We start from the raw sequence: 16791 nt of genomic DNA on the forward strand, positions 1-16791 counted from the left end.
CTGAAAAAAAGGTTTTGACGCGCCCCCGAATGCAGGGGGCGCGTCAATCTCCATAATCATATCTACAGGGAATTCAGAATGACGTTCGTGAAGCGCTCTCTCATTGCCACGGTCGCCCTTGGGGCCATACTGATGTCCGCTGCCCCCGCTCTGGCGCAGTTCGGCCCGCCGCCACCTCCGCCGCCTCCCAAGGAAACACCTTGGAAAAACACGGCCCTTGATGCCGACACGCGCGCCGACCTCCTGCTGAAAGAGATGACGCAGACCGAAAAGCTGACCCTGGTGATGGGGCATTTCGGTTCAAATGCCGAATGGATGAACCTTCGCGGCGATATTCCGGGGCTGGGCTGGAAGATGCCGGCGGAAGCCCGCCCGCAATCTGCAGGCTTTGTCTTCGGTGTGCCGCGTCTGGGCATCCCTAATCAATGGCAGGCCGATGCCGGTATCGGTGTCGCCTCTCAGGCCGGACCGACGCCGCGCCTGAGGACCGCACTGCCTTCGGGGCTGGCTACGGCGGCGACCTGGGACCGTCAGATGGCCTTTTCGGGCGGGGTCATGATCGGCCGCGAAGCGCGCCTGTCCGGCTTCAACGTTCTTCTGGCGGGCAGCGTCAATCTGGCCCGCGAACCGCGCAATGGCCGCAATTTCGAGTATGGCGGCGAAGACCCGCTGCTTGCCGGGGTCATGGTCGGTGAGCAGATCCGCGGTATCCAGTCGAACCAGATCATCTCGACGCTCAAACACTTTGCCTTCAACGATCAGGAAACCCACCGCAACTCGGCATCTGCCAATATTTCGGACAAGGCCGGGCGCGAGTCTGACCTGCTGGCGTTTCAATATGCGCTGGAAGTCGGCAAGCCTGCATCCGTCATGTGCGCCTATAACCGCGTTAATGGCGTCTACGCCTGCGAAAGCGATTATCTGCTCAATACGGTCCTGAAAAAAGACTGGGGTTTTAGCGGCTTTGTCATGTCGGATTGGGGCGCGACCCATTCGACCATTCCGGCCGCCAATGCTGGGCTTGATCAGCAGTCGGGCTATCCGTTTGACAAGGCTCCCTATTTCGCGGGCGCTTTGGCCGATGCAGTCAACAGCGGTCAGGTGCCGGAGGCGCGTCTTGATGACATGGCGCGGCGTGTACTGTGGGCGCTGTTTACGACGGGTGCTTTCGACAAGCCGGTCGAGATGAAAGAGGGTGAGATCGACTTTGCGGCGCACGGCAAAGTGTCTCAGGCGGATGCCGAAGCGGGCATGGTCTTACTGAAAAACGAAGGTGTCTTGCCTCTGGCGGCCAATGCCAAGAAGGTCGTCGTGCTGGGTGGCTACGCCGATCGCGGCGTGCTGTCGGGCGGCGGTTCGTCACAAGTCTATGCCAAAGGCGGCAATCCGGTTGCCGACCTCAATCTGGGGCCTAAATTCTTTCCTGGTCCGGTCACCTATTATCCGGACTCACCGGTGGCGGCGCTCAAGCGCCTGACGAAGGCCGAGGTGGTCTATGACGACGGCAAAGACATCAAAGCCGCTTCTGAATTGGCTCGCGGCGCCGATGTCGTCATTGTCTTTGGGACCCAGTGGACCGCCGAAGCGATGGATGCCGCGCTGTCGCTGGATCAGAACGGTGACGCCCTGATCGAGGCGGCAGCCTCTGCCAATCCCAACACCATAGTCGTGCTGCAAACCGGGGGCCCGGTGCTGATGCCGTGGCTGTCGAAGACGCGGGCCGTGCTAGAAGCCTGGTATCCGGGGACGCAGGGTGGTACGGCGATCGCGCGCGTGCTGACCGGGGCGGTGTCGCCGTCGGGTCGCCTGCCCATCACCTTCCCGGCGTCGCTGGATCAGTTGCCGCGCCCGGTTCTCGACGGGCTGGGCAAGCCAGACAAGCCTGTGACTCAAATTAATTACGAGATCGAAGGGGCTGCCGTTGGCTATAAGTGGTTCGACCGGCAGAACCTCAAACCCCTGTTCGCCTTCGGCCACGGCCTGACCTATTCGACCTTCGCCTATAAGGGTCTGAAGGCTCATGTCCACGAGGACACCCTGTCGGTCCGCCTTACCGTGAGCAATACGGGCAAGCGCGAGGCGGCTGATGTGCCGCAAGTCTATGTCGCGGCCCCGCAGGCCGCGGGCTGGGAAGCGCCCAAGCGTCTGGCCGGCTGGGACAAGGTATCGCTCAAACCGGGCCAGAGTCGCGTAGTAACCATCGCGGTCGACCCCCGAGGGCTGGCCACCTATGATTCCGCCAGCCGCACCTGGAGGGTGAAAGCTGGCACTTATGCGGTGTCCGTGGGCTCTGCGGCGGATGCTCTGGGGCCAAGGGTCGAGGTCACGCTGCCCGAAGCGACGTTTGATCTTAGAGGACAAAGACTCACTGGGAACTGACGATCCTTCTGCAAGTTAAAGCAACGCCGGTCAGGCTTTCCCCGGGCCGGCGTTGTCGCCTCCGGGGTGCTACGCGCACTTGCGCAGGATCAAAAAGCTTCGTTTGATGCAAATCTTAACGGGTCGGTTAACAGCTCAACAAAACCGGCACACATCTCATATGAAACGTGGACCAACGCCTAGGCCTCTTGTTTATGAGCCTTTTAATAGGACTTTTTGGACCGCTAAAGCCGCTGCATCGAGCGGAAGAAGACGGCTAGGCGCTGGCTAAGACGCTGAGCCGGCCGGGCCCGGTGTACTCGTCTCCTTTGCCCCGTTCGGTCTGGTCTGCGCATGCGCGGCCTTGTGCTACACCGAAAGTCCACACTGATCACCGCCGCGGGCTCCGCCTACACTTACACCTATTCGGCGATCGGTGAGGTGGCGGGTTGGGTCGTCGGCTGGGCGCTGAACGTCGAATATTCTCTGGCCTGCTCCAGCGTGGCGGTCGGCTGGTCGGCACACCTTGTGGGCTGGCTGAATGAGGGGATGGGCCTGCAATCACCGGTCTTCCTGCTCAATGCGTCGCACGCGGGCGACCACGTCAACCTGCCGGCAGTACTGGTATCGCTGGCAGTGATGGGTCTTTTGATGATCGATGCGCGCGAGAGCACCACGCTGATCACCCTGATCTTCGTGGCCATTTTACCCGGTTTTGTGCCGCTGAAAGAAATCGCCGCCCTATCGAACGCCGGGACGCTGATCGCCTTTTTCGCCGTTTCCCGGACCCTGGCGCGCACCTTCAAGACGCCGGCCTATCTGCCGATCGGTCTTGCGGCGATCGCGCGCTGTGCCTTCATCTTCTGCAGCTTGCCAATCCAGAGCCAGCTCTTTACCCTGATCTGGATGGCGATTTGTCTGGTCGTCTATTTCTCCTACGGCAAGTGGCACATCCGGTTGAAAAGGGCGCGTGAGCGTTCAGGCTCAGTCATGCAGAGGGGCGGCCGAAACCTCTCCCTTTCTATGTCTCTTGATAGGTTTTCAAACCTATCGCCCCCTGTAGACATTCAGGTCGATCCCGTAGCGGTTGACCTTGTCGTAGAAGGTCTTGCGCGGTAGTTTCAGCGCCTCCATGACACTGCGCACCTGTCCTTCGTGGCGCTCCAGAGTTTCGCGCAGCAGGGCGTCTTCGTAGCGCGCCATCTGTTCGGCCAAACCGGGCGCGTCGGCATCGTTACCCGGCAAGCTGTCGTCGATGCCCAGCGCATAACGTTCGGCATATTGTTCCAACTCGCGCACATTTCCGGGCCAGTCGTGCTGACGCAGGTGGCTTTGGGCCTGAAGGCTGAGGCGCGGGGCCGGGCGTTTGAGGCGCGCCGCCGCCGCCAACAGGAAGTGTTGAAAGAGTAGCGAAATGTCTTCGCGCCGTTCACTGAGCGGCGGCACGCGCAGGGTCACGCCGCTCAGCCGATAATAGAGGTCGGCGCGGAACCGCCCGTCGCGCACGGCCTGCACCAGATCGATGCGCGTGGCGGCGATGACGCGGATATCGACCAGCCGTGGGCTTTCGGCCCCCTCCGGCCATACCTCGCGCGTTTCCAACACGCGCAACAGCCTCGCCTGCTGGCTAAGTGTCAGCCCCTCGACCTCATCGAGTAACAGCGTCCCCTTATGCGCCTTTTCAATGCGCCCTATCCGGCGCGGCGCACCGGGGCGCGAGCTCTGTTCGCTGCCGAACAGCTCGCTCTGAAAGCGCTCCTCGTCCAGGGCCGCGCACCCAATATGCACAAAGGCCCGGCCCTTGCGGGCACTGAGCGCGTGCAGAGCGCGCGCCACGCGGTCCTTGCCTACGCCCGTATCGCCACTGATCAGCGTATCGACCTCGGCCTCGGCGACGCGCACCACCACGCTTTTCAGATGGGTCATGACGGCGGAATCGCCCAGCAGGGGGTGGCAGCAATCCTGATCGGCCAGTTGCGCGTGGGCCTGCCGCAGGCGGCGGTTTTCCAGCACCAGTTCGCGCGTCTGTAAAGCGCGGCGCACGCTCTGACGCAGATCGTCCTGCGCAAACGGCTTCGACAGGAAATCATAGGCCCCGTCCTTCAGCGCCTGCACGGCCATTGGAACGTCGCCATGCCCGGTCATCAGTATCACCGGTAGGTCGGGGTCGAGGGCGCGGATACGGGCAAAGACCTCAATACCGTCCAGGACCGGCATCCGCACATCGGTGATCACTACGCCGGGGAAGGTCGCATCAATAGCCTTCAGCGCCTCTGCCCCGCTGGCAAAGGCTTGCACGGTAAAACCGTCGAGGCGCAGGGCCTGACTCTGCGCCGCCAGCAGGTCGGCATCGTCGTCAATCAAGATAAGGGGCGCTGTCACAGGGGTCATGTGGCTTTACAGAGGGTCAGAGTGAAGGTGGCGCCGGTCTCAGAGCTCTCGGCGCTGAGCGCCCCGCCGAAATCGCGTAGAATGTCGTGGGCGATGACGAGGCCGAGACCCAGCCCTTTGGGCTTGGTGGTGACGAAGGGGGTGAAAAGCTGCGCCAGCACCGGCGGTGGCAGGCCGGGTCCGTTATCGGCAACGCGCAAGTGCACCTGATTGCCGTCAGCGCTGAGGCTGAGGCGCACTTTCGCGTCAGGCAAGCCTTCCAGCGCCTCGAAGGCGTTTTGCAGCAGATTGACCAGCACCTGCTCCAGCCGCACACGGCTGGCCATGACCCGCAATTGCGGGTCGATGGGGTCGCAACGGAGGGTGACGCGGTGGTCGCGTAGACGGCTTTCGTTGAGCAGGATAGACGAGTCCACCGCCTCTTTCAGCGGCACGGGCTCGACCTCGCTGGAGGCCTTGCGCGAAAAGGTGCGCAATTCGCCGGTGATATGACCGAGGCGGTCGCACATGCGGATAATGGCGCTGAGATTTTCGGCAATCAGAGCCTTCGCCCCGCGCGCTGAAGGGGCCTGGCTGGCGGCCGTTTCGGCCAGTACGCGGATAGTGGCGACCGGCTGGTTGATTTCGTGGGCCACACCGGCCGTGATCTGCCCAAGACTGGCCAGCTTGTTGGCCTGCACCAGATCGGCCTGAAGGCGACTGAGACGACGCTGGGCATTGCGGCGTTCGCGGATCTCCTTCGATAGGCGGTCATTGGTGGCGCTCAGGGCCTCGGTGCGGGTGGCCACGTCGCGCTCCAGCCGCTCGCGGTATTCGGCTTCGCGCGCCGCCGACAGCCGCCTTTGCCGCAGTCTGCGCCATTGCCAGGCGCTCAGCGTCCACAGTAGGCCAAAGCCCAGAGCCGCGGTCAGGGTGGCAGCGATGGCGCTATCGCGCGCCGCCTGATCGCTGCTGATGATGTGCAGCTTCCAGCCGAGTCCGGGCAGGTCGATCACCGTGTCGATCTGGCGGTCCGTCAGGGCCGGGAGGGGTTTGAAGCGCCGCTCAGGGAGCGCGGTCAGAAAGACCTCGCCCGTGGGGCCCGTAACGTAGGTGTCTTCGTCCAGCCCGCTCCAGGTGGCCTCGATGGGGTCGAACTCCATCTTCACCACCACCACGCCGAGCCGCCGCCCGGAATCGGTGACGGCGCGGGCGAAAAACAGGCCGGGCTTGCGGCTGACCGTGCCCAGCGCGAACTGCGTCGCCGTGCCATTGGTCATGGCTTCGCGGAAATAGGGCCGGAAGCTGTAATTGCTGCCGACGAAGGAGACAGGCAGGGCCCAGTTGCTGGCCGCTACCGTCTGACCGGAGGCCTGAATGATATAGATGACCGAACTGCGCGTCTGGGTGCGCAGTCGATCCAGCTTTTTCGAAACGCCGTTGTAAAGCGCGGGCCGGTTGCCCAACAGCGCGGCGGTCACGTCGCTGTCGTCGCTGAGGACAAGCGCCACCGTCGCCTGTCGCTCCATCTCGCTTTGCAGGACGGCGGCGCGCAGCCGCGCCCGCGTTTCGACGTCCTCAGAGACACTGCGCAGGGCCCCGGTATAGCTCAGGCTATAGACGCCCCACAGGGCCAGAGCCAGCCCCGCCACAAAGGCAAGGCCAGCGAGGATCAGCAGAGGCAATCCAATCTTGCGCGATACAAGGAACATATGGCCATCATAAACCTTTGCGAAATTTCGCACAATGTCTGGTTTGCGTGTGTGAAATTCCGCACAAAATAAGGGCCGGTCCTTGCTATAATTTTTTACAGTTCAATGAATTAATGAAAATTGGCGAAGTTATGGGCACAGGGGTGGTGCCGGATTATGGTGAGTTAACAAAAACCACCAAAGGGTCGAGGAACACCCATGCAGATGCATATCCCTACGGACACGCTGACCCCGGCCGCGCCGCGCAAGCGTCCCTTCTACACCCATCTCTATTTTCAGGTGCTGGTCGCCATCGCACTGGGCGCGGCCATCGGGCACTTTTACCCGCAGACCGGCGAGGCGCTGAAACCGCTGGGCGACGGCTTTATCAAGCTGGTCAAGATGATTATTTCGCCGGTCATCTTCCTGACTATCGTCACCGGTATCGCCGGTATGGGCTCGCTGAAAGGCGTCGGCTCGGTCACGGGCAAGGCCTTTGCCTACTTCCTGACCTTTTCGACCCTGGCCCTGATCGTCGGTCTGATCGTCGCCAATGTGGTGCAGCCCGGTCACGGCATGAATATCGACCCGGCCACCCTGCACAATGCCAAGGTGGACGAATACGCCGCCAAGGCGCACGAAACGAGCCTGATCGGCTTCGTGATGGACATTATTCCGACGACCTTCACCTCGGCCTTTGTTGAAGGCAACATCCTTCAGGTGCTGTTTATCGCCATCCTATTCGGCATTTCGCTGATCTTCGTCGGAGAGCGCGCCAAGCCGCTGGTCACCCTGCTGGAAACCGTCAGCCACGCCATTTTCAAGATGGTGTCGATCCTGATGAAGGCGGCGCCCATCGGGGCCTTCGGGGCCTTTGCCTTCACCATCGGCAAGTATGGTATCGCCTCCATTGTCAATCTGGCGGCGTTGGTAGGTACCTTCTACGCCACCTCGGCCCTGTTCGTGATCGTCATTCTGGGCGCCGTCTGTGCCGCCAACGGGTTCTCGATCTTCAAGCTGATCGGCTATCTGAAGGCGGAGCTTCTTCTGGTGCTCGGCACCTCGTCCTCGGAATCGGCCCTGCCGAGCCTTATGGAAAAGATGGAGGCCGCGGGCTGCAAGCGGTCGGTCGTCGGCCTCGTCGTGCCGACCGGCTATTCGTTCAACCTTGATGGCACCAATATCTACATGACGCTGGCGGCCCTGTTTATTGCTCAGGCCACCAATACCCACCTGTCGCTTGAGCAACAACTGCTGCTTCTGTCGGTCGCCATGCTGTCGTCCAAGGGCGCAGCCGGGGTGACGGGCGCGGGCTTCATCACCCTGGCCGCCACCTTGTCAGTGGTGCCCACCGTGCCCATCGCCGGTATGGCCATCATTCTGGGCGTGGACCGCTTCATGTCGGAATGCCGTTCGATCACCAACTTTATCGGCAATGCGGTCGCCACGGTCGTCGTCAGCCGTTGGGAAAAGTCAGTGGATATGGACACCTTCCGCGCCGCACTCAGTGGCAAGCCCGTGATCGAGGCCGAACCGGTTACGGCCATCCACGGGGCCCCGGCCGGCGTCCAGCTCGGCGAAAAGAGCGCGGACTGATCCTCTAAGGATGGAACCTTCCGGCCGTCTCCCGGCCGTGTCCCCCCCCCTCAAGGTTCCATCCTGACTGACCCGTGCCGGTGTATCGGTTCGAGCCTTCGGCACGGGTCTCTTTTAATCCCTTCTTTTAGATGAATGCGAGACTGCGCCGCGGTTTCGCCAACGGAGACCCTCATGTCTGCGAACAGCCTCCTTTTGCCCGCCACCCTGCTTTTTGCCTCGCCGGTGGTCGCTCAGGCCGAAACGGTCAAATACTCGGCGGAAATCAAAGCGCTCAGCGACGGCATCTATCGCGGCGTCAGCCAGACCGAAGGTCGCCCACAATACACGGTGGGCGGACAGGCCGCCTATGGCAAGGTGTTTGGCGGCTTCCTGTACAAGTCGATGCGTGACCGTACGACCGGCGTCGATAACCAGACCCAGCTTCTGATCGGGTACAAGTCGAAGTGGCTGGGGAATGACGTCACGTCCCGCGCCATCTTCAAGCAGTACAACGGCACCAAAATCGGCATTGATAACGAGTTTATGGAGTATGAGATCAATGCTGCGCGCAAGCTGAACGCCCGCCTGACGGCCAAGCTCAATCTGGCCTATTCGCCGGACAACTATGGCAAGGCAAAGCAGGCGAGCTACGCCGAATGGGGGCTGGACTACAAGGTCACGCCGAAACTGACGCTTCAGGCGGCCAACGGCTTCCGCGACAATCGCGAGAGTGTGGACTACACCAGCTATCTGGCCGGGATGAGCTATGCGGTGACGTCGAAGTTTCTGGTCAGCCTGACCTATACCACGACGGACAAGGGCGATCTGGGGGCCAAATACGGCGATTCCACCTTCGTCACCCTGTCGAAGAAGTTCTAAATTTTAGATAGACTAAAGGCGAAACGCGCACCCCTCAGGGCGTCCGGATCGCCGGGACTGAGCGGCAGCAGGCTGAGGTCTGAGCCGTGGCCCTGGACGATCTGTCGCGCCAGACTGAGGCCCACCCCGGTGCCGGTGGCCTTGGTGGTAAAGAAGGGCATGAAGACCTGACGGCCATGTTCGGCCGGAATGTCGGGACCGGAATCCTCGATCACAACGGTCAGGCTGCTGTCCCCGGCGGTGGCGTGCAGGCGCACTTTTGGGTCGCCGCCCTTTTCCAGTGCCGCCTGCGCCGCATTGTTGAGCAGGTTCCCGGCGCACAGCCACATCTGATCCTCGTCCATGCGGATCAGGGCGTCTTCGGCGGGCACCTCCCATGACAGGCTGACCCCTTTGTCGCTCCATTGGGCGGTGAAGCTTTCGTGCAGCACATCCAGCCACTCCGATAGGCGCACCGCTTGCAGGCTGGGCGGTGGCAGGCGGGTCAGAGCGCGATAGGCATTGATGAAGTCGTGCAGGCCTTCGGTGCGCGCCACCACCCGCTCAAGGGCCTTTATGGCCAGTTCGCGCGATTGCGGCGTGTCATCAGCGAGCAAGTCGAGCGCGCTCTTGCTCATCGACGCGACGGGCGTCAGGGCGTTCATCAGTTCGTGGTTCAGAACGCGCAGCAGATCGCGCAGCGCCGTGGCTTCGGCGGCGCGCACATCGGCGGAAATATCAGTCAGGATGGCCAGTTGCGAGGTGCGCTCATCCTCGATCAGCTCGTTGTGCTGAACCGCAAAGGTGCGGCCTTCCCAGACGATCTGCTGCCCCGGTGTGGATAGGTCGCCGCCGTCGCCGACAAGCGTGCGGCGCATCGCCAGAGGCAGGGCATAGGCGACGCCGAACAGTTGCCGTGCGGCGCGATTGACGGCGATGATCTGTCCGTCATCGGTTTGCAGCAAAAGCGGCGAGGGGGCCTGGTCGAGCAGAATCTGAAGGCGCCGCCGCCCCAGCTCCGCCGTGAAAATGGGCGCCGGGCTGAGACGGGCGCGCAGGCGTTCACGCGCCAGATGGAAGGCCGGGCTGTTGACGCCCGCTACGGCCAGTCCGACGGCGGCCAGCCCGCAGACCAACGCCGTGGCGTAATAGGCCTGACTAAGGGCAAGCCACAGCCCGACTCCCAGGGCGAAGACGCCGACCTGCGCGATAATGCTGAGCCATATGCGATGAGATCCCATGCGTCACAGACCGTGCTTTTCCATGCGCCGGTACAGCGCCGCCCGCGTCAGGCCGAGGTCTCTGGCGGCGTGCGAGATATTGAACTGATGCCGGCTGAGCGCCGCCTTGATCAATTCACGCTCCGAGCGTTCCAGATTGAGATCCTGCGGCGGCAGGTCGGCGGGCAAGCGCGGCGGCGTATCAATCGCGGCGCGCAAGGCGGCCACCAGTCGGTCATTGTTCCACGGCTTGACCACAAAATCCTGCGCCCCCAGCCGCATGGCCTGAATGGCGATGCTCATGCCCGAATGGCCGGTGACCACCACCACCGGGAGGTGCGGAGTCTTCGCAAGTTGTTCCTGTAAAAAGGCGAGCCCCGCCTCGCCCGACGTATCGCCGCGCCGATAGTTGAGGTCGAGCAGCAGCACGTCCGGGGTCTCAGCTTCGAGCAGGGCGCGCGCTTCATCCGGCGACTGGGCGGAGCGCAAGGTGAAGCCCTGCCGCGTCAGGACCAGTTCGGCCGCGGCCAGAATATCGGGGTCGTCATCAAGGAAGACGGCGCGCGTCAGAGGGGGTGTTTCGGCTTCGGAAGGCATGTTCGGATTCGGACACCTGCGGGGCAATTTCAATCCTGATTTGAGGGCAAAAATCGACAAAAAGCAAGAAAAATGAATTATTTATATGAATTGAAAACTCTGTGTTAGCGTTTTAACATGCCCGATAACGTCCTTTCTTCCCCCACCGCCATGGACCGCAAGCGCGCCAAGCCCTGGTATCGCCGCCGTCCGTTTCAGATCACCGCCGCCACCGTCGTCATTGCCACGGCGGGTCTAGCCTTTTACCTGACCCTGCCGCAGGCGGGCACGGTGACGGTTGAGGCGGGTACCCTCGAAACGGGGCAGGTGGTGCGCGCCCCCTATCAGGACTATGTGCCGCTTCGCGCCGAAGCCGTGCCGCTCGATACGGTCTATATCACGGCGGCGACCGCCGGTCGCGTGCAGGCCGTGGCGGTCAGCGACGGCGACCGCGTGAGCAAGGGGCAGGCGCTGGTCTATCTGGTCAATCCGGCCCTGACGCTGGATGTTTCGGGGCGCGAGGCCGATATTTCGGCGCGGCTGGCCGACAATGCCAATCAGTTGATGGCGCTGAAAACGGCGCAGGAAAACCGCGAACAGGCGCTGGCCGATGCCGCCTATGCCCTCAGCCGTGCCGAGCAGGAATATCAGAAGCGTCAGACTCTGCTCGACAAGGGGTTTATCAACGCGGCAGCGGTTAAGCCCTATGCCGATGAGGTCGCCTATCAGCGTCAGCGCGTGGCGGCATTGAAGACCGCCCAGACGCCCGACGCGCAATTCTATGCCGGTCAGCGCCGTCAGGTGCAGGACAACGCGCAGGACCTGCGCCGCAATCTGGGTGAGGTGCGTCGCGGCCTGGACGCGCTGACCATCGCTGCCCCCGCTGCGGGCCGCCTGACCGCCTTCAGCCTCAAGCCGGGGCAGGCGGTGAAGGAGGGCGACGCGGTGGCACAGGTCGATTCCGAAGGCAGCTATAAGCTGCGCGCCGAGGTCGATGAATTCTACCTGCAACGCCTGTCCGAAGGGCAGAAGGCCGAAGCCAGCCTGCACGGTCAGACGGTCAGCGTCGCCGTCTCGAAAGTCTTCCCGCAGGTGACCAATGGCCGCGTGGTGGCCGAATTGCAGTTTGTCACGCCGCCACCCGCCGATCTCAAACGCGGCGAAACCGTCGATATCCGCCTGAGGCTGGGTCAGACGACGCCGGCCATTCTGGCTCCGTCGGGTAGCTGGCTGGCGGAATCCGGCGGGGCGTGGGTGTTTGTGCTCAACGCGAAGGGCGATCAGGCCAGCCGCCGCGCCGTCACGGTGGGCCGCCGCAACCCCGAACAGGTCGAAATCCTCAGCGGCCTCAAACCCGGCGAACGCATCGTTACTGCCGGGGTCTCCAACCTGCGCAATGCGCAATATCTCCACATCAAATCGGATTCGAATTCATGATTGAGCTTCAAAACGTCTCCCGCCTGTACCGGTCCGATGAGATCGAAACCACGGCCCTGCACAATATCAACCTGACCATCCGTCAGGGCGAATTCGTCGCCATTATGGGGCCGTCGGGCTGCGGAAAATCGACCCTGCTCAATACGCTGGGCACCATCGACCGCCCGACCTCCGGTGCCTATCTGTTCAATGGGGTCGATCTGGCCAAACTCAGTGAAGCGAAGCTGGCGCAGCACCGCGCCCGCCATCTCGGCTTCATTTTTCAGAGCTTCAATCTGGTCGATGACCTGACCATCTATGAGAATATCGAGCTGGGCCTGCTCTATCGTCAGGGGCAGAAGGGCTCGCGCCGTCAGGCCATAGAAACGGCCATGGACCGCGTCGGCATCGCCCATCGCGCCCGCCACTTCCCGCATCAGTTATCGGGCGGTCAGCAGCAGCGCGCCGCCATTGCGCGCGCCATTGTCGGCAATCCCGACCTGATCCTGGCCGACGAACCGACGGGGAACCTCGATACCGAAAACGGGGCGCAGGTCATGGATATCCTCAAGGGGCTGAATGCCTCCGGAGCGACTATCATCATGGTCACCCACTCGCCCAGCCACGCCGATCAGGCCAGCCGTCGCGTCGATATTCTCGACGGGCAACTTGTGGCCTCCGTCGCTCAAATGCTTTAAGTTTTAACGCACTTTTAGTCCGAAAAGTGCGTCCCACTTTTCGGAAAGTGCTTGGGAGTTTCCCATGTTACGCTCTGTCCTAATCGCCTTCTGGCGCTCCTTCACCCGGCATCCCCTCTATGGCGGCCTCAACCTTCTGGGCCTCAGCCTCGGCATCGCCGTCTTTATCGCGCTCAGCCTGCTGGTGCGCTTTGAAACCGGCTATGAGAGCTGGAGCCCCGAACGCGCCAAAATCTATACCGTAGGCACCCGCTACTTTTTCCCCGGCATGACCGATGAGGTGCGTATCGGGGCCATGGGCGGCCTGACCGAAGAACTAAAGGCCAGCTATCCGCAGTTGGTCACGGTGCGCGACTGGTCCAACCCGGTCACGGTGCACAAGGGGTCGGAGGTCTATGCCGAGCAGATCGAGCTGGTCGATCCGGAGTTCCTGAGCTTTTTCGGCGTTCCCATGCGCGAAGGCGACGCGGCCAGCGCGCTGAATGATCCCGGTAGCGTGGTCATCAGCGAGGAAAAGGCACGCAAATATTTCGGTACGGCGGACGCGGTGGGCAAGACCCTGACGCTCAGCGACGCCGAGGGGCGCAAACCCTATGTGGTCAGCGCTGTTATGCGCGACCTGCCGAAAAATGCCGATCTGAAGCTGGGCCTGATGCGGCGCATCACACCGCAGCGCACGGCGATGGAGACCAGCACCTGGCATCACTGGGGCTCGGTGCAACTTATGGCCTTCCTCAAATTCAAGGAACCGGCTGAGGCGCGCGCCTTACAGGCCCAGATGGACGCCTTTACCGACCGTCAAGTGGGCGACAGCTTCGGGCCCGGCACCAAGGGCAGCAGCCTTATGAAGCTGGTGCTGGTGCCGCTGGCCGACATGCACCTGATTGACCCCAAGCAGAAGGCGGCCATCGTCACGCTGGGTCTGGTCGGTGTGGTGGCGCTGGGGCTGGCCCTGATCAACTACGTCAATCTGGCCACGGCGCGGGCCGGCCTGCGGGCGCGTGAAGTGGCGGTGCGCAAGACTCTGGGGGCGCGTCCTTCGGCTCTGCGTCTGCAATTTCTGGGGGAGGCTCTGCTGACCCTGCTGGTGGCCTTCATTGTGGGCCTGTCTTTGGTGGAACTGACTCTGCCGCTGATCAATGCCGCCGGGGGGCTGTCGCTGTCGCTCGACTACGTGAAGGACGGGGCGTGGCTGGCCGGGCTTCTGGGCGTGGTGCTGCTGGCCGGTCTGGTTGCGGCGCTCTATCCGGCCTTTGCTCTTTCGGCCTTCAAACCGGCGCAGGTGCTGGCGTCGAGCCGCACGCCTGCGGGCGGGCGTCTGGGGATGCGCCTGCGTGAAGGCCTCGTCATCCTGCAATTCGCGGCGGTGGTGATGGCCTTTACCCTGATGCTCGGCTTCATCAAACAGATCGAGCATATTCAGTCGGCCGATCTCGGTTTCAAACGCGATGGCCTGCTGCTGGTCAATTCGATCCGCGACGTCAATATCAATGCCGCACAGCGCGAGGGCTTTCAGGCTGCGGTGCGCGCCCTGCCCAATGTCACGGCGGTCACCCTTGCCAATGCCATTCCCGGCGATCAGAGTAATGTCAACAACTCCAATATCGTCCTGCCGGGGCGGCGCGACAAGCTGACCGAATCGCCGACGGTCAACTGGTCCGTGGTCGGGCCGGGCTATTTCGAGCTGATCGGTATCAAACTGGTGGCCGGGCGCTATTTTGATCCGCGCTTTGCCGAGGATCAGATCTGGGAAGAGAACGAGTCTGAGGCCGACGCTAAAAGGCTCACCAATGTCATCGTCAGCCGGTTAACCGTGCAGCGGCTGGGCCTTAAGTCGCCACAGGCCGCTGTGGGTCAGACGGCGCGCTTTGCCGATCATTCCGTGCGTATCGTCGGTGTGGTCGAAGACGCCCGCTTCTATCATCCGTCTGAGCCCATCCCGGCCAAGCTGTACATGTTCGATGCCCATGTCTCTTACAATCCGGTCGGCTTTGTCCGCTATGCGGGCGTCAGCGAAAGCGTGATGCGCGAACGCCTGCGCAAGGCGTGGCGTCAGATCGCGCCGGACGTGCCGTTCGAAGTCACCTCCGCCTATGAGAACCTCGACAAGTATTATAAGCCCGAACGCGACCGCTCCAACTTGTTCGGGGTAGGGGCCGGGGTGGCGGCTCTGATCGGCTGTATCGGACTCTATGGTATGGCGGCGTTCAATACGTCGCGTCGGGCCCGCGAGATTGGTCTACGCAAGGTGCTGGGGGCGTCGCGCGGGCAGGTGGTGCGGCTCCTGACGCTGCAATTCCTGCGCCCCGTGCTGATCGCCAGTGTCATTGCCTGGCCTCTGGCGTGGTTGGCTCTGGGGCAGTGGCTGTCGCAGTTCGACGACGCCATCGGCATCAGCCCGCTCTTCTTCCTTATCGCCACAGCGGCGGCTCTGGCCATTGCGCTAGGGACGGTGGGGGGACTGGCACTCAGCAGCGCTTCGACCGAGCCGGGCAAGGCCCTGCGGCACCAATAAGAAGAAGGCCCGCTCCCCAACAGAGCGGGCCGTTTTTTTACGCCTTCAAAATCTTCTCTTCCGACACCTTTTCGAGCTTGGGCGTCAGGGTGTGGATGACGAGAATGGCCACCAGATAGGCACAGCCCGCGACGATGAAGATCGGCTGGTACGATTTGAAGAACTCAAGGATATACCCATTAAAAGTGGTCATCAGCATGCCGCCGATGGCGCCGGCCATGCCGCCGATACCGATGACTGAGGCCACGGCCTGTTTGGGGAAGAGGTCCGACGGCAGGGTCATCAGGTTGGCCGACCACGCCTGGTGCGAGGCGGCGGCTAGCCCGATGATGGCGACTGCGGCCCAGAGACTATCGACGAACTGTGCCGCGAAGATGGGCGTCACCAGAAGCGCACAAGCCAGCATAGTGGATTTACGCGCCGCATTGGGGGTGCGCCCGGCCTTGATTTGCTTTGACGACGCCCAGCCCCCGAAAACCGAGCCAAAATCGGCGAGAATGTAAATGGCGATCAGCGGCGGTCCGAAGGTCTTCAGATCAAGACCGTGGCGCTTGTTGAGGAAGTCTGGCAGCCAGAACAGATAGAGCCACCAGATGGGGTCGGTCAGGAACTTACCCAGCGCATAGGCCCAGGTCTGACGAAAGGTCAAAAGCTTGAACCACGAGATCTTGGCCGTAGACGCGGCGGCTTCGATGGAGGTCGTGTCGTCGGACTGAATATGCGCCAGTTCGGCGGGCGACACCTTCGGGTGTTCTTGCGGACGCCGGTACATGATCATCCACGCCACCAGCCACAGAGCTGTCACGATGCCGATGGAGATAAAGGCGGCGCGCCAGCCAAAGGCCAGTGTAATGGCCGGGACAAGCAGGGGCGTGATGATCGGGCCCATGGCAGTGCCGGCGTTGAAGATGCCGACGGCCTGCGCGCGCTCCTTCTGGGGGAACCATTCCGACACCGCCTTGAGCGAAGCAGGGAAGGCACCGGCCTCGCCAAAGCCCAGAACCGCACGGGCCACAGCAAACTGCGCGACGCTGTGGATCAGGCCGTGACCGATCGAGGCGATGGTCCAGATGGTAAAGGCTACCGCATAGCCGATGCGCACGCCGACGGCGTCGATAACGCGACCGAAGGTGAGGAAGCCCACCGCATAGAAACACTGAAACCAGAAGACGATGTTGGCATAGTCGGTTTCGCTCCACTGAAGCTCACCCTGAAGGGTAGGCTTCAAAATGCCGATCATCTGCCGGTCGATATAGTTGATGCCGATGGCGATGAACAACAGCGCGCAGATCACCCAGCGATAGCGGGTGACCGGGCCCGTCGCGGCCGGTGAGGCAGAGGCGGTCATGCGGATGTTTCCTTTTTCTCTGTGTGGGCATGGCCCCTGTGCCGGGGCTTTCTTTGTTTTGGGGCGGCTGTGACACCGGTGGCGCAGCCTATGCCTAGGTTTGCGGCCCTGAAAAGGGGCAAAACGTCCGTTGGGGAAATAAAAACGATTGCGTGCCGGTTGG

The 16791-nt window shown here is 62.2% G+C and carries 12 protein-coding genes; 7 read left to right on the forward strand and 5 right to left on the reverse strand.

Annotated elements, in window-relative coordinates; all coding sequences use genetic code 11:
* Positions 1-78: 78 nt before the first annotated feature.
* Complete coding sequence (locus tag ASTEX_RS16925) at positions 79-2379, forward strand: beta-glucosidase (RefSeq protein ID WP_013480853.1); 2301 nt, start codon at positions 79-81, stop codon at positions 2377-2379.
* Between the two features lie 333 nt (positions 2380-2712).
* Positions 2713-3477 (forward strand): amino acid permease, encoded by a 765-nt coding sequence (locus tag ASTEX_RS19520; protein WP_049781746.1) that lies wholly within the window; start codon positions 2713-2715, stop codon positions 3475-3477.
* Here the strand turns inward: ASTEX_RS19520 and ASTEX_RS16935 are convergent.
* Together ASTEX_RS16935 and ASTEX_RS16940 are read right to left on the reverse strand one after the other, a co-directional pair.
* Positions 3406-4749: a sigma-54-dependent transcriptional regulator gene (locus tag ASTEX_RS16935; RefSeq protein ID WP_013480854.1), complete on the reverse strand. Its 1344-nt coding sequence runs from the start codon at positions 4747-4749 to the stop codon at positions 3406-3408. The genes ASTEX_RS19520 and ASTEX_RS16935 overlap by 72 nt on opposite strands.
* Complete coding sequence (locus ASTEX_RS16940; protein WP_013480855.1) at positions 4746-6440, reverse strand: sensor histidine kinase; 1695 nt, start codon at positions 6438-6440, stop codon at positions 4746-4748. Before ASTEX_RS16940 ends, ASTEX_RS16935 begins: the two co-directional genes overlap by 4 nt.
* A 198-nt stretch (positions 6441-6638) precedes the next feature.
* Between ASTEX_RS16940 and ASTEX_RS16945 the strand changes: the two genes are divergently transcribed.
* Both ASTEX_RS16945 and ASTEX_RS16950 read left to right on the forward strand, forming a co-directional pair.
* Entirely contained in the window at positions 6639-8015 is a 1377-nt protein-coding gene (locus tag ASTEX_RS16945; RefSeq protein WP_013480856.1) for a dicarboxylate/amino acid:cation symporter, read from the forward strand.
* A 174-nt stretch (positions 8016-8189) separates the two neighbouring features.
* Positions 8190-8876, forward strand: a complete 687-nt coding sequence (locus tag ASTEX_RS16950; protein ID WP_013480857.1) for a TorF family putative porin — start codon at positions 8190-8192, stop codon at positions 8874-8876.
* On the opposite strand, the gene ASTEX_RS16955 is transcribed toward ASTEX_RS16950, so the two are convergent.
* Complete coding sequence (locus ASTEX_RS16955) at positions 8873-10096, reverse strand: sensor histidine kinase (RefSeq protein ID WP_013480858.1); 1224 nt, start codon at positions 10094-10096, stop codon at positions 8873-8875. The genes ASTEX_RS16950 and ASTEX_RS16955 overlap by 4 nt on opposite strands.
* Positions 10097-10099: 3 nt before the next feature.
* Complete coding sequence (locus ASTEX_RS16960) at positions 10100-10672, reverse strand: response regulator transcription factor (protein ID WP_013480859.1); 573 nt, start codon at positions 10670-10672, stop codon at positions 10100-10102.
* 117 nt (positions 10673-10789) lie between these two features.
* Between ASTEX_RS16960 and ASTEX_RS16965 the strand changes: the two genes are divergently transcribed.
* The 3 genes from ASTEX_RS16965 to ASTEX_RS16975 all read left to right on the forward strand — a co-directional run bounded on the left by ASTEX_RS16965 (position 10790) and on the right by ASTEX_RS16975 (position 15280).
* Positions 10790-12088 carry an efflux RND transporter periplasmic adaptor subunit gene (locus ASTEX_RS16965; protein WP_013480860.1) on the forward strand — a complete coding sequence of 433 codons (1299 nt, stop codon included), beginning with the start codon at positions 10790-10792 and terminating at the stop codon, positions 12086-12088.
* A complete protein-coding gene (locus tag ASTEX_RS16970) occupies positions 12085-12765 on the forward strand; it encodes an ABC transporter ATP-binding protein (RefSeq protein WP_013480861.1) in 681 nt (226 codons plus the stop codon). The genes ASTEX_RS16965 and ASTEX_RS16970 overlap by 4 nt, the downstream gene beginning before the upstream one ends.
* Before the next feature lie 64 nt (positions 12766-12829).
* The gene (locus tag ASTEX_RS16975; RefSeq protein WP_013480862.1) at positions 12830-15280 is read left to right on the forward strand and encodes an ABC transporter permease; all 2451 of its coding nucleotides are present in this window, start codon (positions 12830-12832) and stop codon (positions 15278-15280) included.
* A 37-nt stretch (positions 15281-15317) separates the two neighbouring features.
* Here the strand turns inward: ASTEX_RS16975 and ASTEX_RS16980 are convergent, their stop codons facing one another.
* Positions 15318-16628, reverse strand: a complete 1311-nt coding sequence (locus tag ASTEX_RS16980; RefSeq protein WP_013480863.1) for an MFS transporter — start codon at positions 16626-16628, stop codon at positions 15318-15320.
* Positions 16629-16791: the final 163 nt, after the last annotated feature.

The sequence above is a fragment of the Asticcacaulis excentricus CB 48 genome, from assembly GCF_000175215.2.
GTDB lineage: Bacteria > Pseudomonadota > Alphaproteobacteria > Caulobacterales > Caulobacteraceae > Asticcacaulis > Asticcacaulis excentricus.

Bases quoted from the DNA above. Each gene is read 5' to 3' on its own strand.
- ASTEX_RS16925 (WP_013480853.1), top strand. From the start codon at position 79: ATGACGTTCGTGAAGCGCTCTCTCATTGCCACGGTCGCCCTTGGGGCC.
- ASTEX_RS19520 (WP_049781746.1), top strand. From the start codon at position 2,713: ATGCGCGGCCTTGTGCTACACCGAAAGTCCACACTGATCACCGCCGCG.
- ASTEX_RS16935 (WP_013480854.1), bottom strand. From the start codon at position 4,749: ATGACCCCTGTGACAGCGCCCCTTATCTTGATTGACGACGATGCCGAC.
- ASTEX_RS16940 (WP_013480855.1), bottom strand. From the start codon at position 6,440: ATGTTCCTTGTATCGCGCAAGATTGGATTGCCTCTGCTGATCCTCGCT.
- ASTEX_RS16945 (WP_013480856.1), top strand. From the start codon at position 6,639: ATGCAGATGCATATCCCTACGGACACGCTGACCCCGGCCGCGCCGCGC.
- ASTEX_RS16950 (WP_013480857.1), top strand. From the start codon at position 8,190: ATGTCTGCGAACAGCCTCCTTTTGCCCGCCACCCTGCTTTTTGCCTCG.
- ASTEX_RS16955 (WP_013480858.1), bottom strand. From the start codon at position 10,096: ATGGGATCTCATCGCATATGGCTCAGCATTATCGCGCAGGTCGGCGTC.
- ASTEX_RS16960 (WP_013480859.1), bottom strand. From the start codon at position 10,672: ATGCCTTCCGAAGCCGAAACACCCCCTCTGACGCGCGCCGTCTTCCTT.
- ASTEX_RS16965 (WP_013480860.1), top strand. From the start codon at position 10,790: ATGCCCGATAACGTCCTTTCTTCCCCCACCGCCATGGACCGCAAGCGC.
- ASTEX_RS16970 (WP_013480861.1), top strand. From the start codon at position 12,085: ATGATTGAGCTTCAAAACGTCTCCCGCCTGTACCGGTCCGATGAGATC.
- ASTEX_RS16975 (WP_013480862.1), top strand. From the start codon at position 12,830: ATGTTACGCTCTGTCCTAATCGCCTTCTGGCGCTCCTTCACCCGGCAT.
- ASTEX_RS16980 (WP_013480863.1), bottom strand. From the start codon at position 16,628: ATGACCGCCTCTGCCTCACCGGCCGCGACGGGCCCGGTCACCCGCTAT.